The organism is uncultured Gilvimarinus sp. (genome assembly GCF_963975215.1).
Taxonomy (GTDB): domain Bacteria; phylum Pseudomonadota; class Gammaproteobacteria; order Pseudomonadales; family Cellvibrionaceae; genus Gilvimarinus.
The window spans coordinates 17,876-35,278 of sequence record NZ_CAXBFW010000012.1 but is presented as its reverse complement, the minus strand read 5'-3'; the positions used below and the strand labels follow the sequence as shown (position 1 = coordinate 35,278).

General features: G+C 55.6%; 20 protein-coding genes. 3 read left to right on the top strand and 17 right to left on the bottom strand.

Going from position 1 to position 17,403, the window contains the following annotated elements; genetic code table 11:
• Positions 1 to 179: 179 nt before the first annotated feature.
• The 5 genes from asd to leuC all read right to left on the bottom strand — a co-directional run bounded on the left by asd (position 180) and on the right by leuC (position 4,948).
• Positions 180 to 1,289 (bottom strand): aspartate-semialdehyde dehydrogenase, encoded by a 1,110-nt coding sequence (gene asd, locus AAC019_RS09800; RefSeq protein ID WP_339898621.1) that lies wholly within the window; start codon positions 1,287 to 1,289, stop codon positions 180 to 182.
• A 111-nt stretch (positions 1,290 to 1,400) separates the two neighbouring features.
• Positions 1,401 to 2,474 (bottom strand): 3-isopropylmalate dehydrogenase, encoded by a 1,074-nt coding sequence (gene leuB, locus AAC019_RS09795; RefSeq protein WP_339898620.1) that lies wholly within the window; start codon positions 2,472 to 2,474, stop codon positions 1,401 to 1,403.
• Between the two features lie 35 nt (positions 2,475 to 2,509).
• The gene (locus tag AAC019_RS09790; RefSeq protein WP_339898618.1) at positions 2,510 to 2,821 is read right to left on the bottom strand and encodes a hypothetical protein; all 312 of its coding nucleotides are present in this window, start codon (positions 2,819 to 2,821) and stop codon (positions 2,510 to 2,512) included.
• Between the two features lie 36 nt (positions 2,822 to 2,857).
• Positions 2,858 to 3,508: a 3-isopropylmalate dehydratase small subunit gene (leuD, locus tag AAC019_RS09785; RefSeq protein ID WP_339898616.1), complete on the bottom strand. Its 651-nt coding sequence runs from the start codon at positions 3,506 to 3,508 to the stop codon at positions 2,858 to 2,860.
• A 12-nt stretch (positions 3,509 to 3,520) separates the two neighbouring features.
• The gene (gene leuC / locus AAC019_RS09780; protein ID WP_339898615.1) at positions 3,521 to 4,948 is read right to left on the bottom strand and encodes a 3-isopropylmalate dehydratase large subunit; all 1,428 of its coding nucleotides are present in this window, start codon (positions 4,946 to 4,948) and stop codon (positions 3,521 to 3,523) included.
• 186 nt (positions 4,949 to 5,134) lie between these two features.
• Between leuC and AAC019_RS09775 the strand changes: the two genes are divergently transcribed.
• Together AAC019_RS09775 and AAC019_RS09770 are read left to right on the top strand one after the other, a co-directional pair.
• A complete protein-coding gene (locus AAC019_RS09775) occupies positions 5,135 to 6,013 on the top strand; it encodes a LysR family transcriptional regulator (RefSeq protein WP_339898613.1) in 879 nt (292 codons plus the stop codon).
• Between the two features lie 103 nt (positions 6,014 to 6,116).
• Positions 6,117 to 6,809, top strand: coding sequence for a TIGR04219 family outer membrane beta-barrel protein (locus AAC019_RS09770; protein WP_339898611.1), 693 nt, complete (start codon positions 6,117 to 6,119; stop codon positions 6,807 to 6,809).
• Between the two features lie 88 nt (positions 6,810 to 6,897).
• Here AAC019_RS09770 and AAC019_RS09765 read toward each other — a convergent pair whose 3' ends face one another.
• The 8 genes from AAC019_RS09765 to prmB form a co-directional block, all read right to left on the bottom strand.
• A complete protein-coding gene (locus AAC019_RS09765; RefSeq protein ID WP_339898610.1) occupies positions 6,898 to 8,217 on the bottom strand; it encodes an ATP-binding protein in 1,320 nt (439 codons plus the stop codon).
• A 5-nt stretch (positions 8,218 to 8,222) separates the two neighbouring features.
• Positions 8,223 to 8,912 (bottom strand): response regulator transcription factor, encoded by a 690-nt coding sequence (locus tag AAC019_RS09760; RefSeq protein ID WP_339898691.1) that lies wholly within the window; start codon positions 8,910 to 8,912, stop codon positions 8,223 to 8,225.
• Positions 8,912 to 9,313 carry a DUF3019 domain-containing protein gene (locus AAC019_RS09755; RefSeq protein WP_339898608.1) on the bottom strand — a complete coding sequence of 134 codons (402 nt, stop codon included), beginning with the start codon at positions 9,311 to 9,313 and terminating at the stop codon, positions 8,912 to 8,914. The genes AAC019_RS09760 and AAC019_RS09755 overlap by 1 nt, the downstream gene beginning before the upstream one ends.
• 22 nt (positions 9,314 to 9,335) lie before the next feature.
• Positions 9,336 to 10,325, bottom strand: a complete 990-nt coding sequence (locus tag AAC019_RS09750; RefSeq protein WP_339898607.1) for a MipA/OmpV family protein — start codon at positions 10,323 to 10,325, stop codon at positions 9,336 to 9,338.
• A 128-nt stretch (positions 10,326 to 10,453) separates the two neighbouring features.
• Positions 10,454 to 11,215, bottom strand: coding sequence for a rhamnogalacturonan acetylesterase (locus AAC019_RS09745; protein ID WP_339898606.1), 762 nt, complete (start codon positions 11,213 to 11,215; stop codon positions 10,454 to 10,456).
• Between the two features lie 44 nt (positions 11,216 to 11,259).
• Entirely contained in the window at positions 11,260 to 12,081 is an 822-nt protein-coding gene (locus tag AAC019_RS09740) for an amidohydrolase (protein ID WP_339898604.1), read from the bottom strand.
• An 89-nt stretch (positions 12,082 to 12,170) separates the two neighbouring features.
• Positions 12,171 to 13,271: a chorismate synthase gene (aroC, locus tag AAC019_RS09735; RefSeq protein ID WP_339898602.1), complete on the bottom strand. Its 1,101-nt coding sequence runs from the start codon at positions 13,269 to 13,271 to the stop codon at positions 12,171 to 12,173.
• 104 nt (positions 13,272 to 13,375) lie between these two features.
• A complete protein-coding gene (prmB, locus tag AAC019_RS09730) occupies positions 13,376 to 14,290 on the bottom strand; it encodes a 50S ribosomal protein L3 N(5)-glutamine methyltransferase (protein ID WP_339898601.1) in 915 nt (304 codons plus the stop codon).
• Between the two features lie 176 nt (positions 14,291 to 14,466).
• Here prmB and folE point away from each other — a divergent pair, with 176 nt between their 5' ends.
• Positions 14,467 to 15,006, top strand: a complete 540-nt coding sequence (gene folE / locus AAC019_RS09725; protein WP_339898599.1) for a GTP cyclohydrolase I FolE — start codon at positions 14,467 to 14,469, stop codon at positions 15,004 to 15,006.
• A gap of 18 nt (positions 15,007 to 15,024) precedes the next feature.
• Here folE and AAC019_RS09720 read toward each other — a convergent pair whose 3' ends face one another.
• From AAC019_RS09720 to AAC019_RS09705, 4 genes are read right to left on the bottom strand one after another with little or no spacing between them, the layout of a single operon-like run.
• A complete protein-coding gene (locus tag AAC019_RS09720; protein ID WP_339898597.1) occupies positions 15,025 to 15,558 on the bottom strand; it encodes a DUF4892 domain-containing protein in 534 nt (177 codons plus the stop codon).
• Between the two features lie 52 nt (positions 15,559 to 15,610).
• Positions 15,611 to 16,456, bottom strand: a complete 846-nt coding sequence (locus AAC019_RS09715; RefSeq protein WP_339898596.1) for an alpha/beta hydrolase — start codon at positions 16,454 to 16,456, stop codon at positions 15,611 to 15,613.
• Positions 16,457 to 16,484: 28 nt separating this feature from the next.
• Positions 16,485 to 16,943: a phosphohistidine phosphatase SixA gene (gene sixA / locus AAC019_RS09710; RefSeq protein ID WP_339898595.1), complete on the bottom strand. Its 459-nt coding sequence runs from the start codon at positions 16,941 to 16,943 to the stop codon at positions 16,485 to 16,487.
• Between the two features lie 39 nt (positions 16,944 to 16,982).
• Positions 16,983 to 17,402: a DUF4389 domain-containing protein gene (locus tag AAC019_RS09705; RefSeq protein ID WP_339898594.1), complete on the bottom strand. Its 420-nt coding sequence runs from the start codon at positions 17,400 to 17,402 to the stop codon at positions 16,983 to 16,985.
• Position 17,403: the final 1 nt, after the last annotated feature.

The following is a 17,403-nucleotide window of genomic DNA, read 5'->3' as shown; positions in this document are numbered from 1 at the left end:
ATAGCTTTTTATCAATACTTAACCCGGCGACGGCCAGCGCTTATAGTTCGCTTTTTAAGCAAATAAGCCCAGCTTCTAAAAAAATGCGTAAAAATGCGACGCGGTTCAACATAAAAAAGCCCCGACTCTGGTGTGAGCCGGGGCTTTTTACGACCGCCAACGCGGCAAAAGCAAGCCTGTTAAGCGTTGCGCAGCACTTGCAGCATGCGTCGCAATGGCTCGGCCGCGCCCCACAAAAGCTGATCCCCTACGGTAAAGGCGTTGAGGTACTCACCGCCCATACTGAGTTTGCGCAAACGCCCAACCGGGATGCTCAAGGTACCGGTCACAGCGGTGGGAGTCAGATCGCGCAGAGTAGACTCTTTATCGTTTGGAACAACCTTTACCCACTCGTTGTGTGCGGCAATGATCTGTTCGATCTCATCCAGCGGCACGTCCTTTTTCAGCTTAATGGTCAAAGCCTGAGCGTGACAGCGCATAGCGCCGATACGTACACAGGTACCATCCAGCGGGATTGGGTTGCCATCGTTGCCTAAAATCTTGTTGGTTTCAGCCTGCGCCTTCCACTCTTCACGGCTCTGGCCGTTTTCCAGCTGACTGTCGATAAACGGCAATACACTACCGGCCAACGGCGCACCGAAATTTTCGGTGGGGAAATCGCCCGAGCGCATAGTGGCGGCCACTTTACGGTCAATCTCCAAAATGGCGGAGGCGGGGTCAGCCAGTTCGCTGGCAACGCCGTCGCGAATGGTGCCCATCTGCTCGATCAGCTCGCGCATATTGCGCGCGCCGGCACCAGAGGCCGCCTGATAAGTCATCGAGGTCGCCCACTCAACCAGGTCATTAGCAAACAAACCGCCCAAACCCATCAACATTAGGCTAACGGTACAGTTGCCGCCGATGTAATTTTTAACACCGCGAGCCAGACCATCTTTAATAACATCCAGATTAACCGGGTCCAGCACAATCAGTGAATCTTTATCCATACGCAGGCTCGAAGCCGCATCGATCCAGTAACCATCCCAACCGGCAGCGCGCAGGTCGGAGAATACTGCCTTGGTGTAATCGCCACCCTGGCAGGAGATAATAGCGTCGAGTGCTTTAAGGTCGTCAATAGCGTAGGCATCTTTTAATGGCGGCAGCCCTTCAGCCACCTTGGGCGCTTCGCCACCCACGTTGGAGGTAGTGAAAAACATCGGCTCAATGCCGTCAAAATCGTTCTCTGCCTGCATACGCTCCATCAGGACAGAGCCGACCATACCGCGCCAACCTACAAAACCTACTTTCATTTTATAACTCTCTTTTGAATGAATTAACGCTCTCCCCGAGCCTTGTGAGCATCGCTTCGAGCGCTATATATCTTGCCGCAAACAGCCGCTGGCTGCAAATTGACCACCCTTTTACAGGGCCGCCAACACCGCATCACCCATGGCCGAGGTACTGACTTTGGTACTGCCCTCGGTAACAATATCGGCGGTACGCAAGCCCTGATCCAGCACTTTACCCACCGCCGCCTCAATGGCGTCGGCCGCCTCAACCATACCCAGCGAGTAACGCAACATCATAGACGCCGACAAAATCGTCGCCAGCGGGTTGGCAATGCCTTGGCCGGCGATATCCGGCGCACTGCCGTGGCACGGCTCGTACATCCCCTGCCCGCTTTGGTTGAGCGACGCCGACGGCAGCATACCGATGGAGCCGGTGAGCATGGCGGCGGCATCAGACAAAATATCGCCAAACATATTGCCGGTCACCAGCACGTCGAACTGCTTGGGCGCCCGCACCAGTTGCATGGCGGCGTTATCAACGTACATGTGCGACAGCTCGACATCCGGGTACTCGGGCGCCAAACGGTCCATAACTTCGCGCCACAAAATAGTCGCCTCAAGCACATTGGCTTTATCCACCGAGCAGACCTTTTTGCCGCGTTTGCGCGCCATTTCAAAGGCGGTGCGACCAATTCGCTCGATCTCACTCTCGCTGTACTTATAGGTGTTGTAGCCTTCGCGCTCGCCGTTTTCCAGCGTGCGAATACCGCGCGGCTCGCCAAAATAGATGCCGCCGGTTAACTCGCGCACGATTAAGATATCCAGGCCAGACACCACCTCGGGCTTAAGGCTGGAGGCATCCACCAGCTGTGGGTACAACAACGCCGGGCGCAAGTTGGCGTACAACCCCAACTGCGAGCGAATTTTTAACAGGCCGCGCTCAGGGCGAATAGCCCGATCAATACCATCCCACTTGGGCCCACCCACGGCGCCCAACAAAATCGCGTCACAGCCGCGGGCATTTTCCACCGCCGCATCGGTTAAAGGCTCACCGTGTTTATCGATAGAGGCTCCACCAATCAGCTCTTCGACAAACGACAGGCCCAATGAGAACTTGTCGTTTACCGCGTTCAATACGCGCTGAGCCTCTGTAACAATCTCCGGGCCAATACCATCGCCCGGCAAAATCATAATTTTTTTAGACACGCTTGCTCCTAATCATTATCGGGGCGCGCCACCAGCTACACTGATGGCGCGCCGTAAATCTCAAAAATTTTATCGTCTTGCGCCGCCGGCGAAAACAACTCCCACTCGATGCCGTTGACATCCACCTCACTGGAAAAACCTGCCGCCTCATCCGCCTCAAACCCAAGGTGGCGCAACTGGCCGGCCCGTTCAGGAATTACATTAATAGAAAAATTTAACAAATCGGTACGCCACATGGCGTACTTATCCGGCACCACAGCGCTTGGTTTACAACCTAAGCGCCGGGAGTAATCGGCAATCGACTCGGTTAGATCTTTTACCGCCAGGGCGATATGAAAGCGCTTCACACAACACTCCTTTGCGTACAATCATTAACACAGGCGTTAATTTTTTACCGCATCAAACAGCCACGGTGCACTTTCCCGGCGAGCTGTTTCATAAGCCTTAATGGCATCAGCATGTTCAAGAGTTAAGCCAATATCATCCAGCCCATTCAACAAACAGTGCTTGCGAAACTCATCAACCTCAAAATCAAACGCTTCACCGGCCGGCGTAATGACTTGCTGCTTTTGCAAGTCCACGGTCAGCTGGTAACCCTCGGTTTGATACATCTGCTGAAACAACTGCTCGACAACTTCTTCGCTTAACACCAGCGGCAACAAGCCATTTTTAAAACAGTTGTTGTAAAAAATATCGGCAAAGCTCGGCGCGATAACGCAGCGAAAACCATAATCATCAAGCGCCCAGGGGGCGTGCTCGCGCGACGAACCGCAGCCAAAGTTTTTGCGCGTAAGCAAAATCTCGGCGCCCTGAAAGCGCGCCTGGTTCAGCGCGAAATCCTGGTTGAGCGGGCGGCCGGTGCACTCCTGATCCGGCTGTCCCACATCCAAATAACGCAGCTCATCAAACAGGTTTTTGCCAAAGCCGGTGCGCTTAATGGATTTTAAAAACTGCTTAGGGATAATCATATCGGTATCGACATTGGCGCGATCCATGGGCGCCACAATGCCGGTAACTTGGGTAAAAGGCTTCATAATAGCTCCCGCTTAAGTGCGCACAAATTCACGAACATCAACAAAATGGCCAGCCACACCGGCGGCGGCTGCCATCGCGGGGCTCACCAGGTGAGTCCGCCCGCCATAGCCCTGACGCCCCTCAAAGTTGCGGTTAGAGGTAGAGGCGCAGTGCTCTCCCGCCCCTAACTTATCGGCATTCATGGCAAGGCACATAGAGCAGCCTGGCTCGCGCCACTCAAAGCCCGCCTCGACAAAAATCTTATCCAAGCCTTCGGCCTCGGCCTGGGCCTTGACCAAACCAGAGCCCGGCACCACCATCGCCTGTTTAACGCTGGCGGCTTTTTGGCGGCCTTTCACCACCTCGGCGGCAGCGCGAATATCTTCAATGCGCGAATTAGTGCACGAGCCGATAAACACGCGATCGAGTTTGATATCGGCAATCGGCTGACCGGCGCTTAAACCCATATACTCCAACGCGCGCAGCATACCATCGCGCTTCACCGCATCGGGCTCTTGCGCCGGGTCGGGTACATTCTCGTGCACGCCCACCACCATCTCGGGCGAGGTCCCCCAGCTGACTTGCGGCATAATATCGGCACCGTTTAACACCACCACTTCATCAAAGTGGGCGCCGTCGTCAGACTTTAAGTCGCGCCAGGCCTCTACCGCGCGCCCCCAGATCTCACCCGTCGGTGCGTAGGCGCGGCCTTTAACGTAATCGATGGTGATATCGTCCACGGCGACCATGCCGGCACGGGCGCCCGCCTCAATAGCCATATTGCAGACGGTCATGCGCCCTTCCATGCTCATAGCACGAAACACATCGCCGCCAAACTCAACCGCGAAACCGGTGCCGCCGGCGGTGCCGATTTTAGCAATAATCGCCAGCACCACATCTTTAGGGGTTACGCCGTCGGCCAACTCGCCGTCTACGCGAATCAACATGTTGTTCATTTTTTTGGCCACCAGCGTCTGGGTTGCCAACACATGCTCTACTTCACTGGTGCCAATACCATGAGCCAAGGCACCCAAAGCACCATTAGTGGCTGTGTGTGAGTCGCCACAGACAATGGTCATACCCGGTAAACAAGCGCCGGATTCGGGGCCAATGACGTGCACAATGCCCTGACGCTTGTCGTTGATTTTGTACTCGACAATGCCAAATTCGTCGCAGTTATCGTCCAGGGTTTGCACCTGAATCAAAGACACCGGGTCTTCGATACCGCTGATACCCGAGGCGCGCTCTTTTACAGTGGTGGGCACATTATGATCCGGTGTCGCCAACACCGAGTCCACCCGCCAGGGTTTGCGGCCCGCCAAACGCAGCCCTTCAAACGCCTGAGGCGATGTCACTTCATGGACGATGTGGCGGTCGATATAAATGAGCGCCGAGCCATCGTCGCGCTGCTGTACAAGGTGGGTATCCCAGAGCTTGTCGTAAAGAGTTTTTGCGGCCATGTTGTCCTCGTTTGTGCTAATTCACGGTGCTGATTTACAGCGGTACTTCTCGGTATTGGCCCGCTCTGTGGCAAGGTCGCTAATACCAATATCTTGTGTAAGGCTAATAGTATAGACACACCACAAATAAAACAAATTCATATTTTTTATATTTTCCATTCTAGAAAGGAATGATAAGATAGAGCCATGGATACGCAACACTTAAGCACATTTGTCGCCATTGCCGAGAGCGGTTCTTTCTCTGTGGCTGCCGCGCGGCTGCACCTGACGCAACCGGCGATCAGCAAGCGCATCGCGCTACTCGAGCAGCAGCTGGATAAAAAGCTGTTTGACCGCTACGGTAAACAAACCCAGCTTACCCCGGCCGGCCGGGCACTACTGCCCCACGCCCGGGAGATATTACAAGCGGTGACCGATGCTGGCCGAGCCCTGGCCGATCTTGACGGCGATGTCAGCGGCCCCCTGAGCCTTGCCACCAGCCACCATATTGGCCTGCACCGCTTACCGGCCGTACTCAGTGAGTTTTCCCGCCGCTTTCCCAGGGTGCACCTCGATTTACACTTTTTAGACTCAGAGAAAGCCTTAGCGGCCGTGGAGCAAGGTGAGTTTGAGCTAGGCGTTATTACGCTTGGCGGACACGCCAGCGGGCGAATAACACAGCGACCCATTTGGCGCGACACGCTAGAATTTGTTTGCGCCAAAACACACCCATTGGCGCAGCAAGGGCCGCTGCAGTTAAGCGACTTATGCGACTACCAAGCCATCGCCCCGGACAGCAACACTCACACCACACGCCTGATTCAACGCTTATTCGAGGGCAATGAATTAACCCTGAACATATCAATGGTAACCAACCATCTGGATACGATTAAAATGATGGTATCTATCGGCTTAGGCTGGGGCGTTTTGCCCCGTTCGATGATCGACGCGCAGCTGGCCACACTCAACTTACAACTGCCGCCCTTAACCCGTGAACTGGGGGCTGTTTTTGATAACCGGCGCAGCCAAAGTAATGCCGCGCAGAATTTTTTAGCGGTTTTACAAAGTTCAACACAAGCCGACTAATCGCGACTGTTTTCGTTAAATCCACAATGCTATGATCGCCACCTGATTTGTTGTTTGTGCTTTTGTGCACAAACTTGTGTCGCACTCCCGCAAGGACTTTACCATGAGAGTTTTGTTTTCCGCGCTCTGCCTCAGTGCCGTTAGCGGCATCGCCCACGCTGACGTTATCGGCATCAAAGGTGACATTGGGTTATGGCGATCTGACTATGCCGGCGATATTGGCAGCGCCGCTACCCCGGTTGACTCACTTGGTTACACCGATGAAAGCAATCGTTTTTTACACCTTTCTTTTGAGCATCCTATTCCGCTAATCCCCAATGCGCGACTGGCCTACACAGACATTAACGCCGGGCGCTCGGTAAACTGGGATGAAGGTAGCGCCAATTCCAGTATCGAGCTAACTCATGTAGACGGCACCGCCTACTACGAAATTCTGGATAATTGGGTGAGCCTGGATTTAGGTTTATCGCTGCGGGTATACGACGGACGTATCAGCCTGATGACACCGGAAACCGACGAGAGCATGAAAGTCGACGAGGTGTTGCCGATGGCCTATGCCCTGCTGGAAGCCGAACTCCCCTTTACCGGCTGGTCCGCTGGCGCCGAGGGTAATTTTACCGATTTTAGCGACTACCAAGTCGTCGACTACACCCTCAAACTGCGCTACCTGTTTGATTCGTTGGTCGACTTTGGTGTCGAGTTTGGCTATCGCAATCAAACCATCGACATCAGTCAAGGTATGGGCGCCGACTTAACGCTGGACGGCCCCTACGCGGCATTTGCCTTTCAGTTTTAAACCATCACGCAATAAAAACGCGAGCCCTACCGGCTCGCGTTTTTACACCCACAATGGCCTTAGCGGGCCCGCCATTAGCGCTGATGTTTTAGCTCGCATCTTCATCGGGCGCAGGCCAACACACGGTAAAACAAGCGCCGCCAAGGCTCGGGCTTTTGCTCACCACCACCGAGCCCGCATGCCAGTCGATAATTCGCTTCACAATCGCCAACCCTAAACCAAAACCCTGACTGTCGCGGGTGGGCTCTTGATGCAACCTTACAAATGAATCAAAAACCCGCTCTGCATCGGCTTCTGAAATTCCCGGCCCATCGTCTTCAACGCTAATTCGATAACAACCGGACTCAAAGTCCAGCGTCACTAACACTTTACTGTTTGCGTATTTGGCCGCATTGCCCAGTAAATTTTGCATCACCCGTTCGAGTAAATTCCACTCGCCGTGCACGGGGCGCTGGGCCAGATTATCGCGCACGGTAAAGTTCGGCAGCGCCGGCAACGTACCGCGCGATGTTAAGCCTTCAATTAAACCCTCAGCGAGAGCCCCCAGGGCACCGGGAGCCCCCCGCTGCAAGGTAAGCGCCTGAGTTTGCGTTTCAAAGCCCGCGTAATTCAACAACTGATTAATCAGCGCATCCATTTGCGCCACATCGGTACGCAAATTATCCAGCTGGTTTTGGCGCTGCGCGGCGCTGGCATCGCCTCGCGCCAACTCCAGTGCAAATTTCATTCGCGCCAAGGGCGTGCGCAATTCATGGGATACGGCGTAGGTCATTTCCCGGTAAGAGGCGAGCAACTCATCAATACGCTGCTGCATGCGATTAAACTCACGCGATAAACTGTAGACCGCTGAGCGGTGACTTAAGCGCACCCGCATACCGGCATCGGCACGACCAATCAAACGCGCTTGTTTTTGCAACGAGCGCAAATCGCGCACGAGCGGCCAAATCCAAAGGTAAATGACCAGTGCCAGCAACAGGTAAAACAGCAACAGCAAGACCCGATACCACCCATCTCGCTCTGGCTCCGCAGGTAGCAGTAGCTGCACAACCCACGGTGAGTCACTGAGGCGATAGTAGACCTGGCGCTGCTGCTCGGCACTTAGCATAACCGGCTCGCCGGCCATAATTTCTTGCTTCAGAGTTGAGTCGGCTAAATCCGACAACTGATAGACACGGGCCGCCAGTTGCAGCTCGTCTAATTGGCGCTGGAGGCGGTCGCGGGGCGACTCGGTAACCGGCTCAGCAGGGGAGCGTACTCCGGCTTCCAGCAGAGTAAAAAAAGCGCGGTTAAGCGGGTCGGGCTGCTCGGGGCTGGCAAGCGAAAGGTACAGGCGATCGAGCCCCCAGCCAGCCCCTAAAATGGCCAACACAACAAATAAGTAGAGTGTAAAAAAGGCGCGCCCGAGCAAATTCTTTACTCCCAGGCGTCGGCCACCAACATATAGCCGCGCCCCCACACCGTTTTAATACGCGTCGGATTATCGCTATTATCGCCGAGCTTTTTACGCAGGTGAGAAATTCGCACATCGACGGTGCGATCGAGACCGTCGTAGGGCCGCTGACAAATCGTGGTAAACAAATACTCGCGGCTAAGGACTTTACCCGCCTGCCGCGTCAGCGTTAACAGCAAATCGTATTCGTGACTCGATAACGGCACAACCTCGTCGGCAAAGTACACTTCGCGGGCGCCGGTGCGCACCGCCAACCGGCCGACAACGATATCGCCCGTCTCGGCCGGCTCGCGGTTAGATCGGCGCAGCAGCGCATTAATGCGTGCTAACAATACCCGCGGCTCGGCGGGCTTAATGACATAGTCATCAGCCCCCACGTCAAACCCCAGCACCTGATCGGCGTCGGCATCGCGCGCGGTTAGCATTAACACCGGCCCTTCGTACTGCGGGCGAATTTCTTTGCAAATACTAATACCATCCTTACCGGGCAGCATCAGATCTAAAATCACGATATCCGGCTGAAGGTTTTGCACCTGACGCGGGACATTAAGCCCGAGGGATTCTACCACCACCGTAAAACCGTTAGCCTGCAAAAAGTCTTTTACCAGGCCGGCTAAACGTTGGTCATCTTCCGCTAACAGCACCACACTCATCAAAAAAAGCTCCACGGGTTGCGCCGCCGGCGCCGGTAGCGCTTGGCATCGGCGATAACTTCAAAAGCCCGGGCCGCCACTATCGGCCCGCGCCCACTGGCATCCACCAGCTGAAACTGTATGTCACTCGCGGTTTCTAACAGCGAGGTATGCGTTCCCGAGCGGCTCTCTTGCCAGCAGTCTAGCGGATCTGACTCGCCGGACTCGTATAAACACAGCGAGCGGTTTTGCTTTGCCCGCCAGCTCACGCGCACACGATCACGGCAGAGGTTTTCCCCCTCTGCCAGTACGCACAAGCTGGGCTCCAGGGTCAATTCGACCGCGCCGGTCTTTAATCCAGAGACCTCTTCGTCAGCGGCGCTGACGGGGTACACCGCTAGCAACCCCAGAGCTGCGACCACCCAAAGTCCCTGTCGTGGCGGACTAAAAATGGTAAATACCCCCAAGGAATACTGTTGTTGAACCACTGTGATCCACCAACGGGCTATCGGTTATAGCGCTGTCAAACCACTTTTGATGCAGCGTGGCTTGCAGTGTCCAGCGCTCGGCGAGCGGGCGGCGCCAGTCAAACCTCACATAGGGCGTTACGCTGGCATCCGCCTGATATTCTAGATCGGGAACCTGAGCTACCTCACCGGCATCGATGCCATAGTAGTAATCCACCAGATCATCGCTCTGCCAGACAAAACCACCCGCCAGAGTAAACTCATTACGGCCGCGATACAGCCGCTGGTCGAGCCCAAGACGCAGCTCCTGCCCACCGTGCACATCAATCAGGTCACTGAGCGCCTGCACGCTGAACCCGGTGCGCCGATAAAACGCGCTGTATTCCAGCCCCCCCAGTACCGCCAAACGCCGCGGACTTAAGTCGTCCAGCGTGACAAATTCTTCGAGATCGCGGGCGGTGTCGCTTTTTTTGTGAAAAAACTCACTGGGGCCGTCTTTATCGGTGGTGTTGGGGGTATTGGTACTATCCTCAGGAGCGACGCTGAGGTTATTCGCCCCCTGCCCCTGAGGGGCTGCACTTAATGCGTAGCTGCCACCGGCCCCTTCAATCACAAAGTTACCCAGCGACACATCGTTAAAGTACATATGATCGAGACCGAGAGTCGATACCAACGCCACCGACTGGCGCTCTGTTTCAAGCAGAGAAAACCCCAGGGTCGTGGTATCTAAGAAGAAACGCTCGCCGTAATAGCTGGCTTGCGGCAGCACCACTACCGGAATGGTATCGCCCCCCACCAGCGGGTTACTGCGCCCGCCCAAACCAACACCCAGCGAAAACTGCCACTCGCCTATGGCGATGCAATCATCGGGATACGCCTCACAGTGAGTATCGGCCGCCAGCGCACCTGGCGCCAACAGCCATAACAGTCCAGTCGCAGCCAAGCCACGCGTTAACACTACACCCACAAAATCACCTCAATCACTGCGACTACCCAAGCACAGCGGACACATGCCGCCCAAATCCTCCACTATAGAAAAAACCAGCGGAGTATGGCTACTAAATCAGCGGCCTGTTTTGTAACAGATTGTAATAACTAGCGCTTTAGGTGTTTGGGGTCGGGGGTACGCAGCTGTTTTGCCAGCGGGTGTTGCTGACGCTTTAGCTCTGTCAGCACCAGCTGCGCCACTTCACGTGCACCCAGATGATTTAAATGGGTATCGTCAGTCACCCCAATCGGATAGTTCGGGTGCAGGTCGGGGGCAATGTGCATAAAGCGCAGCGCCGAAAACTCATCCCCCATGGCCTGAAAATACTCCCGGGTTATGGCTTCCATATCCAGTAGTGTTACTTTTTGCGAGGCCGCCACCTCGCGCACCAGATCCGCATACACACCGTGAGTTGGGTCGATAACGCCCTGCTCATTAAAATAGCGACGCGTAATAGGTGTGAGCAAAATTGGCTCGGCCTTTTTACCGCGCACATCGGCAACAAAGCCCTCTAGGTTTTTACTAAAGTCCGCCGGCGGTGTGTAACGATCTTTTTTGTGCTCGGACTGATCGTTATGGCCAAACTGGATAAACACATAATCGCCCGGCTGCAAGGCATCCATAATACCCTGCCAGCGGCCCTCGCTTTTAAAAGTGCGGGTGCTGCGACCATTGCGGGCACGGTTGTCGACCACAATATTGTCCGCAAAAAAGTAACTAAACGGCACGCCCCACCCCGTCTCGGGATAGTCCTTTACCTCTTTAATGGACATGGTCGAATCGCCCGCCATAAAAACCTGCGTTTTGTCGGCGGCGTAGCTCAAAGTACTCAACAGCATTAACGCAAAAACAAAAACCGTGCGGAACATCAAAACCTCTCTTATCGCCATTATTGTGTCAGTGTCTTGCGCCGTTAATCTATGATAAGCGAAAAATCATCGGCGTCTAAATGAGCGGGGAAACGCTCGCGATAGGATCTGAGATCCGCCTCGCTGAGCAGCGCCGTTAACACCCCCGGCAGGTTGGCGGCATCAGCCAACACCTCACCCAAAGGAGAGAATACCACGCTGCCACCGGCATAATCCTGCCCATAGGCGTCTTGCCCAACGCGGTTAACACCAATGACATAGGCTTGGTTTTCAATGGCGCGGGCTTTAAGCAGGGTGCGCCAGTGATCGTGCCGGGCCGAGGGCCAATTGGCAACATAGAGCGCAATATCGTAATCGTCGCGATTGCGACTAAACACCGGAAAACGCAAGTCATAGCAAACCTGCAACAACACTCGCCACCCCTTCAGGGTTACAAGTGTACGCTGGCGGCCAGGTTGATAGCGCTCGTGCTCGCCCGCCATGCGAAACAAGTGGCGTTTATCATAGTGCTGTAACGGCTGATCGGGCGAGGCCCACAGCAGGCGATTGGTATGATGTGCGGCGTGCTCGCCCCGTGGCGAAGCGCCCCGAGCAAAAACCACTGAGCCGGTGATGGCGGCCCCATAACGCTTAGCCTGCTCCATGAGCCACTGGCTAGCGGGGCCCTCAGGGAGCTCGGCGTGCTGTCGCGCGCGCGGGTGAAAACCCGTGGTAAAAACTTCGGGCAGGACGATTAAATCTGGCGGGGATGCATCCCTCATATCGCCAAAATGTTTGGCTAAGAGTGGCTCTAACGCCGCCAAATTAGCGGCGCTGTCGTCGGGGATTATATCGCTCTGTATCAGCGCTATGCGTAAGTCTTTCATTCGCCCCCCTTAAAAACATTGCCAAACTATAACACGGCACCGGGAAGACGGGCACGAGCCCGGGCGGGCTAAAGTGCCCGCAACCGGCGTCACTCAGCTTGAGCGGGGATATGCGGAATACTGTGCTCGACAGCGCCATTTTGCCCGCGCTGGCGCAGGGCGTGATCCATAACGACCATGGCCAGCATCGCCTCCGCAATGGGCGTTGCGCGAATGCCTACACAGGGATCGTGACGACCGGTGGTAACCACTTCGACGGGCGCGCCGTGAACATCGACGCTGCGCCCGGGGATGCGCAAACTGGAGGTAGGTTTTAAGGCCATGTGGGCAATGATGTCCTGACCGGTTGAAATGCCGCCCAAAATTCCGCCGGCGTTATTAGAGACAAACCCTTCGGGTAAAATTTCATCCCGGTGCTCGGTGCCTTTTTGCGCAACGCTGGCAAAGCCGGCGCCGATCTCAACACCTTTGACCGCGTTTATACTCATTAAAGCGTGGGCAATATCGGCGTCTAAACGATCAAAAACAGGCTCGCCCAAACCCGGCGCCACACCGCTGGCGACCACGGTAATTTTTGCTCCCACCGAGTTACCCTCTTTACCCAGCGCTTGCATGTACTCTTCCATCTCACGCACTTTGCTGGCGTCGGGACAAAAGAAGGGATTATTGGCAATTTCGTTCCAGTCCACCGACTCGATCCCGATGGGACCCAGCTGCGATAAATAGCCGCGAATCGCAATACCGTAGGTTTCTTTTAAGTATTTTTTGGCGATGGCCCCGGCAGCTACCCGCATAGCGGTCTCGCGCGCAGAGCTGCGGCCACCGCCACGGTAATCGCGCACGCCGTATTTGTGCATATAGCTGTAATCGGCGTGGGCCGGACGAAACTGGTCTTTGATATTGGAGTAATCTTTCGAGCGCTGATCGGTATTCTCAATCAGAAGACCAATCGGCGTGCCGGTGGTTTTACCCTCAAACACCCCCGATAAAATCTTCACCTGATCCGCCTCGCGGCGCTGGGTGGTGTAGCGCGACTGACCGGGTTTGCGCCGATCCAGATCCAGCTGAATATCCTCTTCGCTCAGCGCGAGTCCCGGCGGGCAGCCATCAACAATACAGCCCAGGGCTAAGCCGTGGCTCTCGCCAAAGGTTGTCACTGTAAAAAGTTTGCCAAAACTGTTGCCGGACATAGCGGTTCCATTACTCTAGACGAATTAAAGGCGACACATTATACGCACATTAGCGCCTATTGTATCGCCAACAAACATGTGAAAAAGCGGTAAAGCTCAGGCGCTTAGCCAGCCAAGCCGGCCACCAGCGCCTCACGGCTGATCACAAACACGCCGTGGCCGCCGCGTTCAAACTCCACCCACTGAAAATCAAGCGCCGGGTAGGCTTGCTCTAGGGCCAGCGCACTGTTACCCACCTCGACCACCAGCAAGCCGCCATCGTTGAGGTGATCCGGCGCGCCGGCCAGCAAACGACGGGTAAAATCGAGCCCGTCAACACCCGAGCCCAGGCCAATTTCAGGCTCGGCGTGGAACTCCGCCGGCATAGCGGCAAGGTCTTCAGCGTCCACATACGGGGGATTACTGACAATTAAATCGAAGCAGCGCCCTGCCACAGAGGCAAATAGATCTCCCTGAGCGCACGCTACCCGGTCGCCGGCCCCATGGGCCTCGATATTGCTCGCGGCAACGGCCAGCGCATCGGCGCTGATATCGCTCAACACCACCTCGGCGTCGGGAAACTGGTAAGCGCAGGCGATGCCGATGCAACCGCTGCCGGTGCACAAATCCAGCACATACTCGGGCGCCTGCTCCAGCCAAGGGGAAAATCCGGCCTCGATCAACTCGGCGATGGGCGAGCGCGGCACCAATACCCGCTCATCCACATTAAACTCCAGGCCGCAAAAGTGGGCCTTACCGGTTAAATACGCGGCGGGAACGCGGCGCTCGATACGCGCCCGCAACAGGGCTAGAACGGCAATCTTTTCATCGTCGGTGAGGCGTGCATCCAGCACATGGGGGCTGTTAAAGCCCTGCAGGTGAACCGCTGCCAGCACCAGCTGCACCGCCTCGTCCCAGGGGTTGTCGGTGCCGTGACCAAAAAATAACCCCGCCTCGTTAAAACGACTGGCGCCATAGCGGATAAAATCCCGAACACTGAGCAGTTCGGCGCGGGCTTGTGCCTCATTCAATTGCTGCACGACAAAATTCACCTGTATTAGAGAGAAGGCCGCCATAATACCAGAGGCAAGCCTTTACCGAGTGCAGAGATTGGCGTAATGTTGCCGCCCTTTCATAAAACGTTAATACTGTGGCAAGTTCCACTTAGACTCATCCGGCTGGCGCCGAGCGCTCGTCCTAGACAGGGTAACAAGCAATGCAGCAACATTTTGCCAAAATCATCGAAGGCATCGGCGAAGATCTACAGCGCCCGGGGCTTATAGACACGCCCAAACGCGCGGCCAAAGCGTTTCAGTTTTTGACCAAAGGCTACCATCAATCACTGGAGGAAGTGGTAAACGGCGCGCTGTTTCCGTCGGACTCGAACGAGATGATTATGGTAAAAGACATCGAGCTGTACTCAATGTGCGAGCATCATATGCTGCCGTTTATCGGCAAAGCGCACGTCGCCTACATCCCTACCGGCAAAGTGGTAGGCCTGTCCAAAATTGCCCGCATCGTCGACATGTACGCCCGCCGGCTGCAAATTCAGGAGCAGCTAACGGTACAAGTCGCCGAATCAATCGCCGAGATCACCGGCGCCTCCGGGGTTGGGGTGATTATCGAAGCCAAGCATATGTGCATGATGATGCGCGGCGTCGAGAAACAAAACTCCAGCATGAAAACCTCGGCCATGCTCGGCAGTTTTCGCAGTAATCAGGCGACCCGCACCGAGTTTTTATCGCTATTACGGTAACGCCTTATCCGGCCGGCCTCACTCCAGAGGGCGGTCGGCACTGCCCGTCTCAGCCCCATCGCTCGATAAAACCTCCAGCTGCACATAGACCCGCTTGTTGCCGCGCAGCACCGCGTAGAGGGTCACGTAAACCGTCTCCTCGGGCAGCGATAACTCATACGCGCCATAGTACTGGTACTGATCCAGGCCATAGAGCTGATAGACATTAAAATGGTTGTTGGCCCAACTGTTGGACTCCCCACAATCGCGCGACTGGCACACATACAATTCGCGCAGCGGGTATTGCGCGAGCTGGCGGGCAAAAAAATCAAACCCTTCCCGAGCCGAGTGGTTATCGGGCAACCGATAGGTAGTGCGGGTCAGCTCGCCGCTGGTGCGCAGCTCTTCAACCCGCCACAGGCCGCGCACTTTGCGGTAATTACCCAACGCCACCATGTAGTCGCGCTCGTCGGTTTGCGCGCGCGACTCGATGCTCGCACCGGGAAAATCGTTTAACTGCAGCGGCCCGCCAGGGCCCTCGAGAGCCTGCGCGCCACTACAGGCAACAAACATTAAGACACACACCAACCAGTATCCGAACACAGAGTTTTGCATCGTTTGCTTCTTATAAAAAATCATTAATATGTTTCGCTACCGCGTCGGCTTGCTCTTCCATATGCAGGTGGTGACCGCCAGCCATAGTAATCACCTCTAATTGCGGATACTGCTGCGCCGCCTCAGTAAAACCGGGATAGAACTTAGGCATTCCGTCATCGGCCAACAGCACTCTGGCAGGGCATTGGATCGCCGAGATAAACGCGTGTATTTGCCCGCGGGTTAACTTTACCGACGATGGCGCCAGCAGGCGCTGGTCCGTACTCCAGGTAAAACCATTGGTCACGGGTGTTATACCACGCTCGGTAAGCAAGCGGGCCGCCGCTTCGCTGAGCGGAAACATCCCCTGCGAACGGGCTTTTACCGCGGCGTTAACATCGGCAAATACCCGCAGCGGCTTATCGGCCAACTCGCGATTTTTACGGATAGAGTCGGCCAGTTGCCTGGGGGCATTTTCAGAGCTGACCGGCTCGGGGAATAACCCCTCGATTAACACCATACGGTCGATTCGTTCAGGAAACGAGCCGGCCAACAAGGCCGCAATAATGGCCCCGCGCGAGTGGCCCAGCAAGCTAAAGTGTTGCCACCCCAACGCATCGGCAATGGCCAGCACATCGGCTACGTCGTCCCAAATATTGTAAGGTGCGCTGCCCGGGCGATGTTCACTTTGGCCGTGACCGGCCATATCCAGCACCACCAGGTTTAACGAGGCCAACTGTGGCGCCAGGCGGGTAAAGCTTGCGCTATTGTCCAGCCAACCGTGCAAGGCCAGCACCGGGCGCCCCGCCTCACTGCCCCATTGCTGAGCGCTATAGCCCAACCCCGCAATATTAAACTGGCGTTGCTTGGGGGTCATATGTACTCCAGGGTCGTCAAGAAAAGGCTTAGGGGTGCTCGATCCACAGCAGTCGCCCCATATCGGCCGCCACAACATCCAGCTCAAGCGCTGCCAGCGAGGCAGTTTTCATGTGGTGCGCCTCAGATGCGCCGCAAAGAGTATCCAACAGGGTCGACACCAGGGGTTGATGGCTTACCAGCAATACCGACTCGAGACCGGAGCGGTAGAGCTCGGCAATCAAGGTATCAATACGGGCCTCGGGCACAATCAAATCGGTAATATGCTCACAGGATTCCGGCAGCTCCAGCGCCGCTCTGGCGATCTCGGCGCTCTGACGGGCGCGAACATAAGGGCTAACCCACACATCGGTTAGTGCGGGCATTTTATCCCGTTGCCGCTCCACCACCAGACGGACATCGTCGCGCCCGGTGGGCACCAGCGCCCGACTGGCATCCATGGCCTGGTAGGGTTCGGCGCGCCCGTGGCGCAGGATAAATAAACGCATATTTCCGCCTTAATAATTCAATGTAAAAAGCACCCGTTGTTACACAGGCCTGGACGAGCTCTCATCGGCATCTTGCTCGGCAATAATCGCTGCATCCGTGTTCTGCCCGTTAGCGTCCGGCTTGTCGGCCTCGGCCGAGGTTGTCACCACCTCTTCCGGCTCGACCACCTCGGCCACCGGGGCGGGCTCGGGCCAATCGGCAAAAGGAAACGGTTTATCGTTGCTGTTGTAGGTTAAAAAGCGCAGGGTTTGTGCGATGTACTGAGTCAGTGAGTCTCCCAGCTGGCGCAAATTGGTATTGTCACTGCCGGTGATTAAGGCAAACAAAAATTGCACCAATACCAAAACCCCGACAACAATGCCGGCGACGTACAAGACCAGCGCAAACAGAATCATAAACAGCAACCGAATCCAGTGGTCGGACGAGGTGATGTTCGACTTAAGCTTTTCGTTATCCATA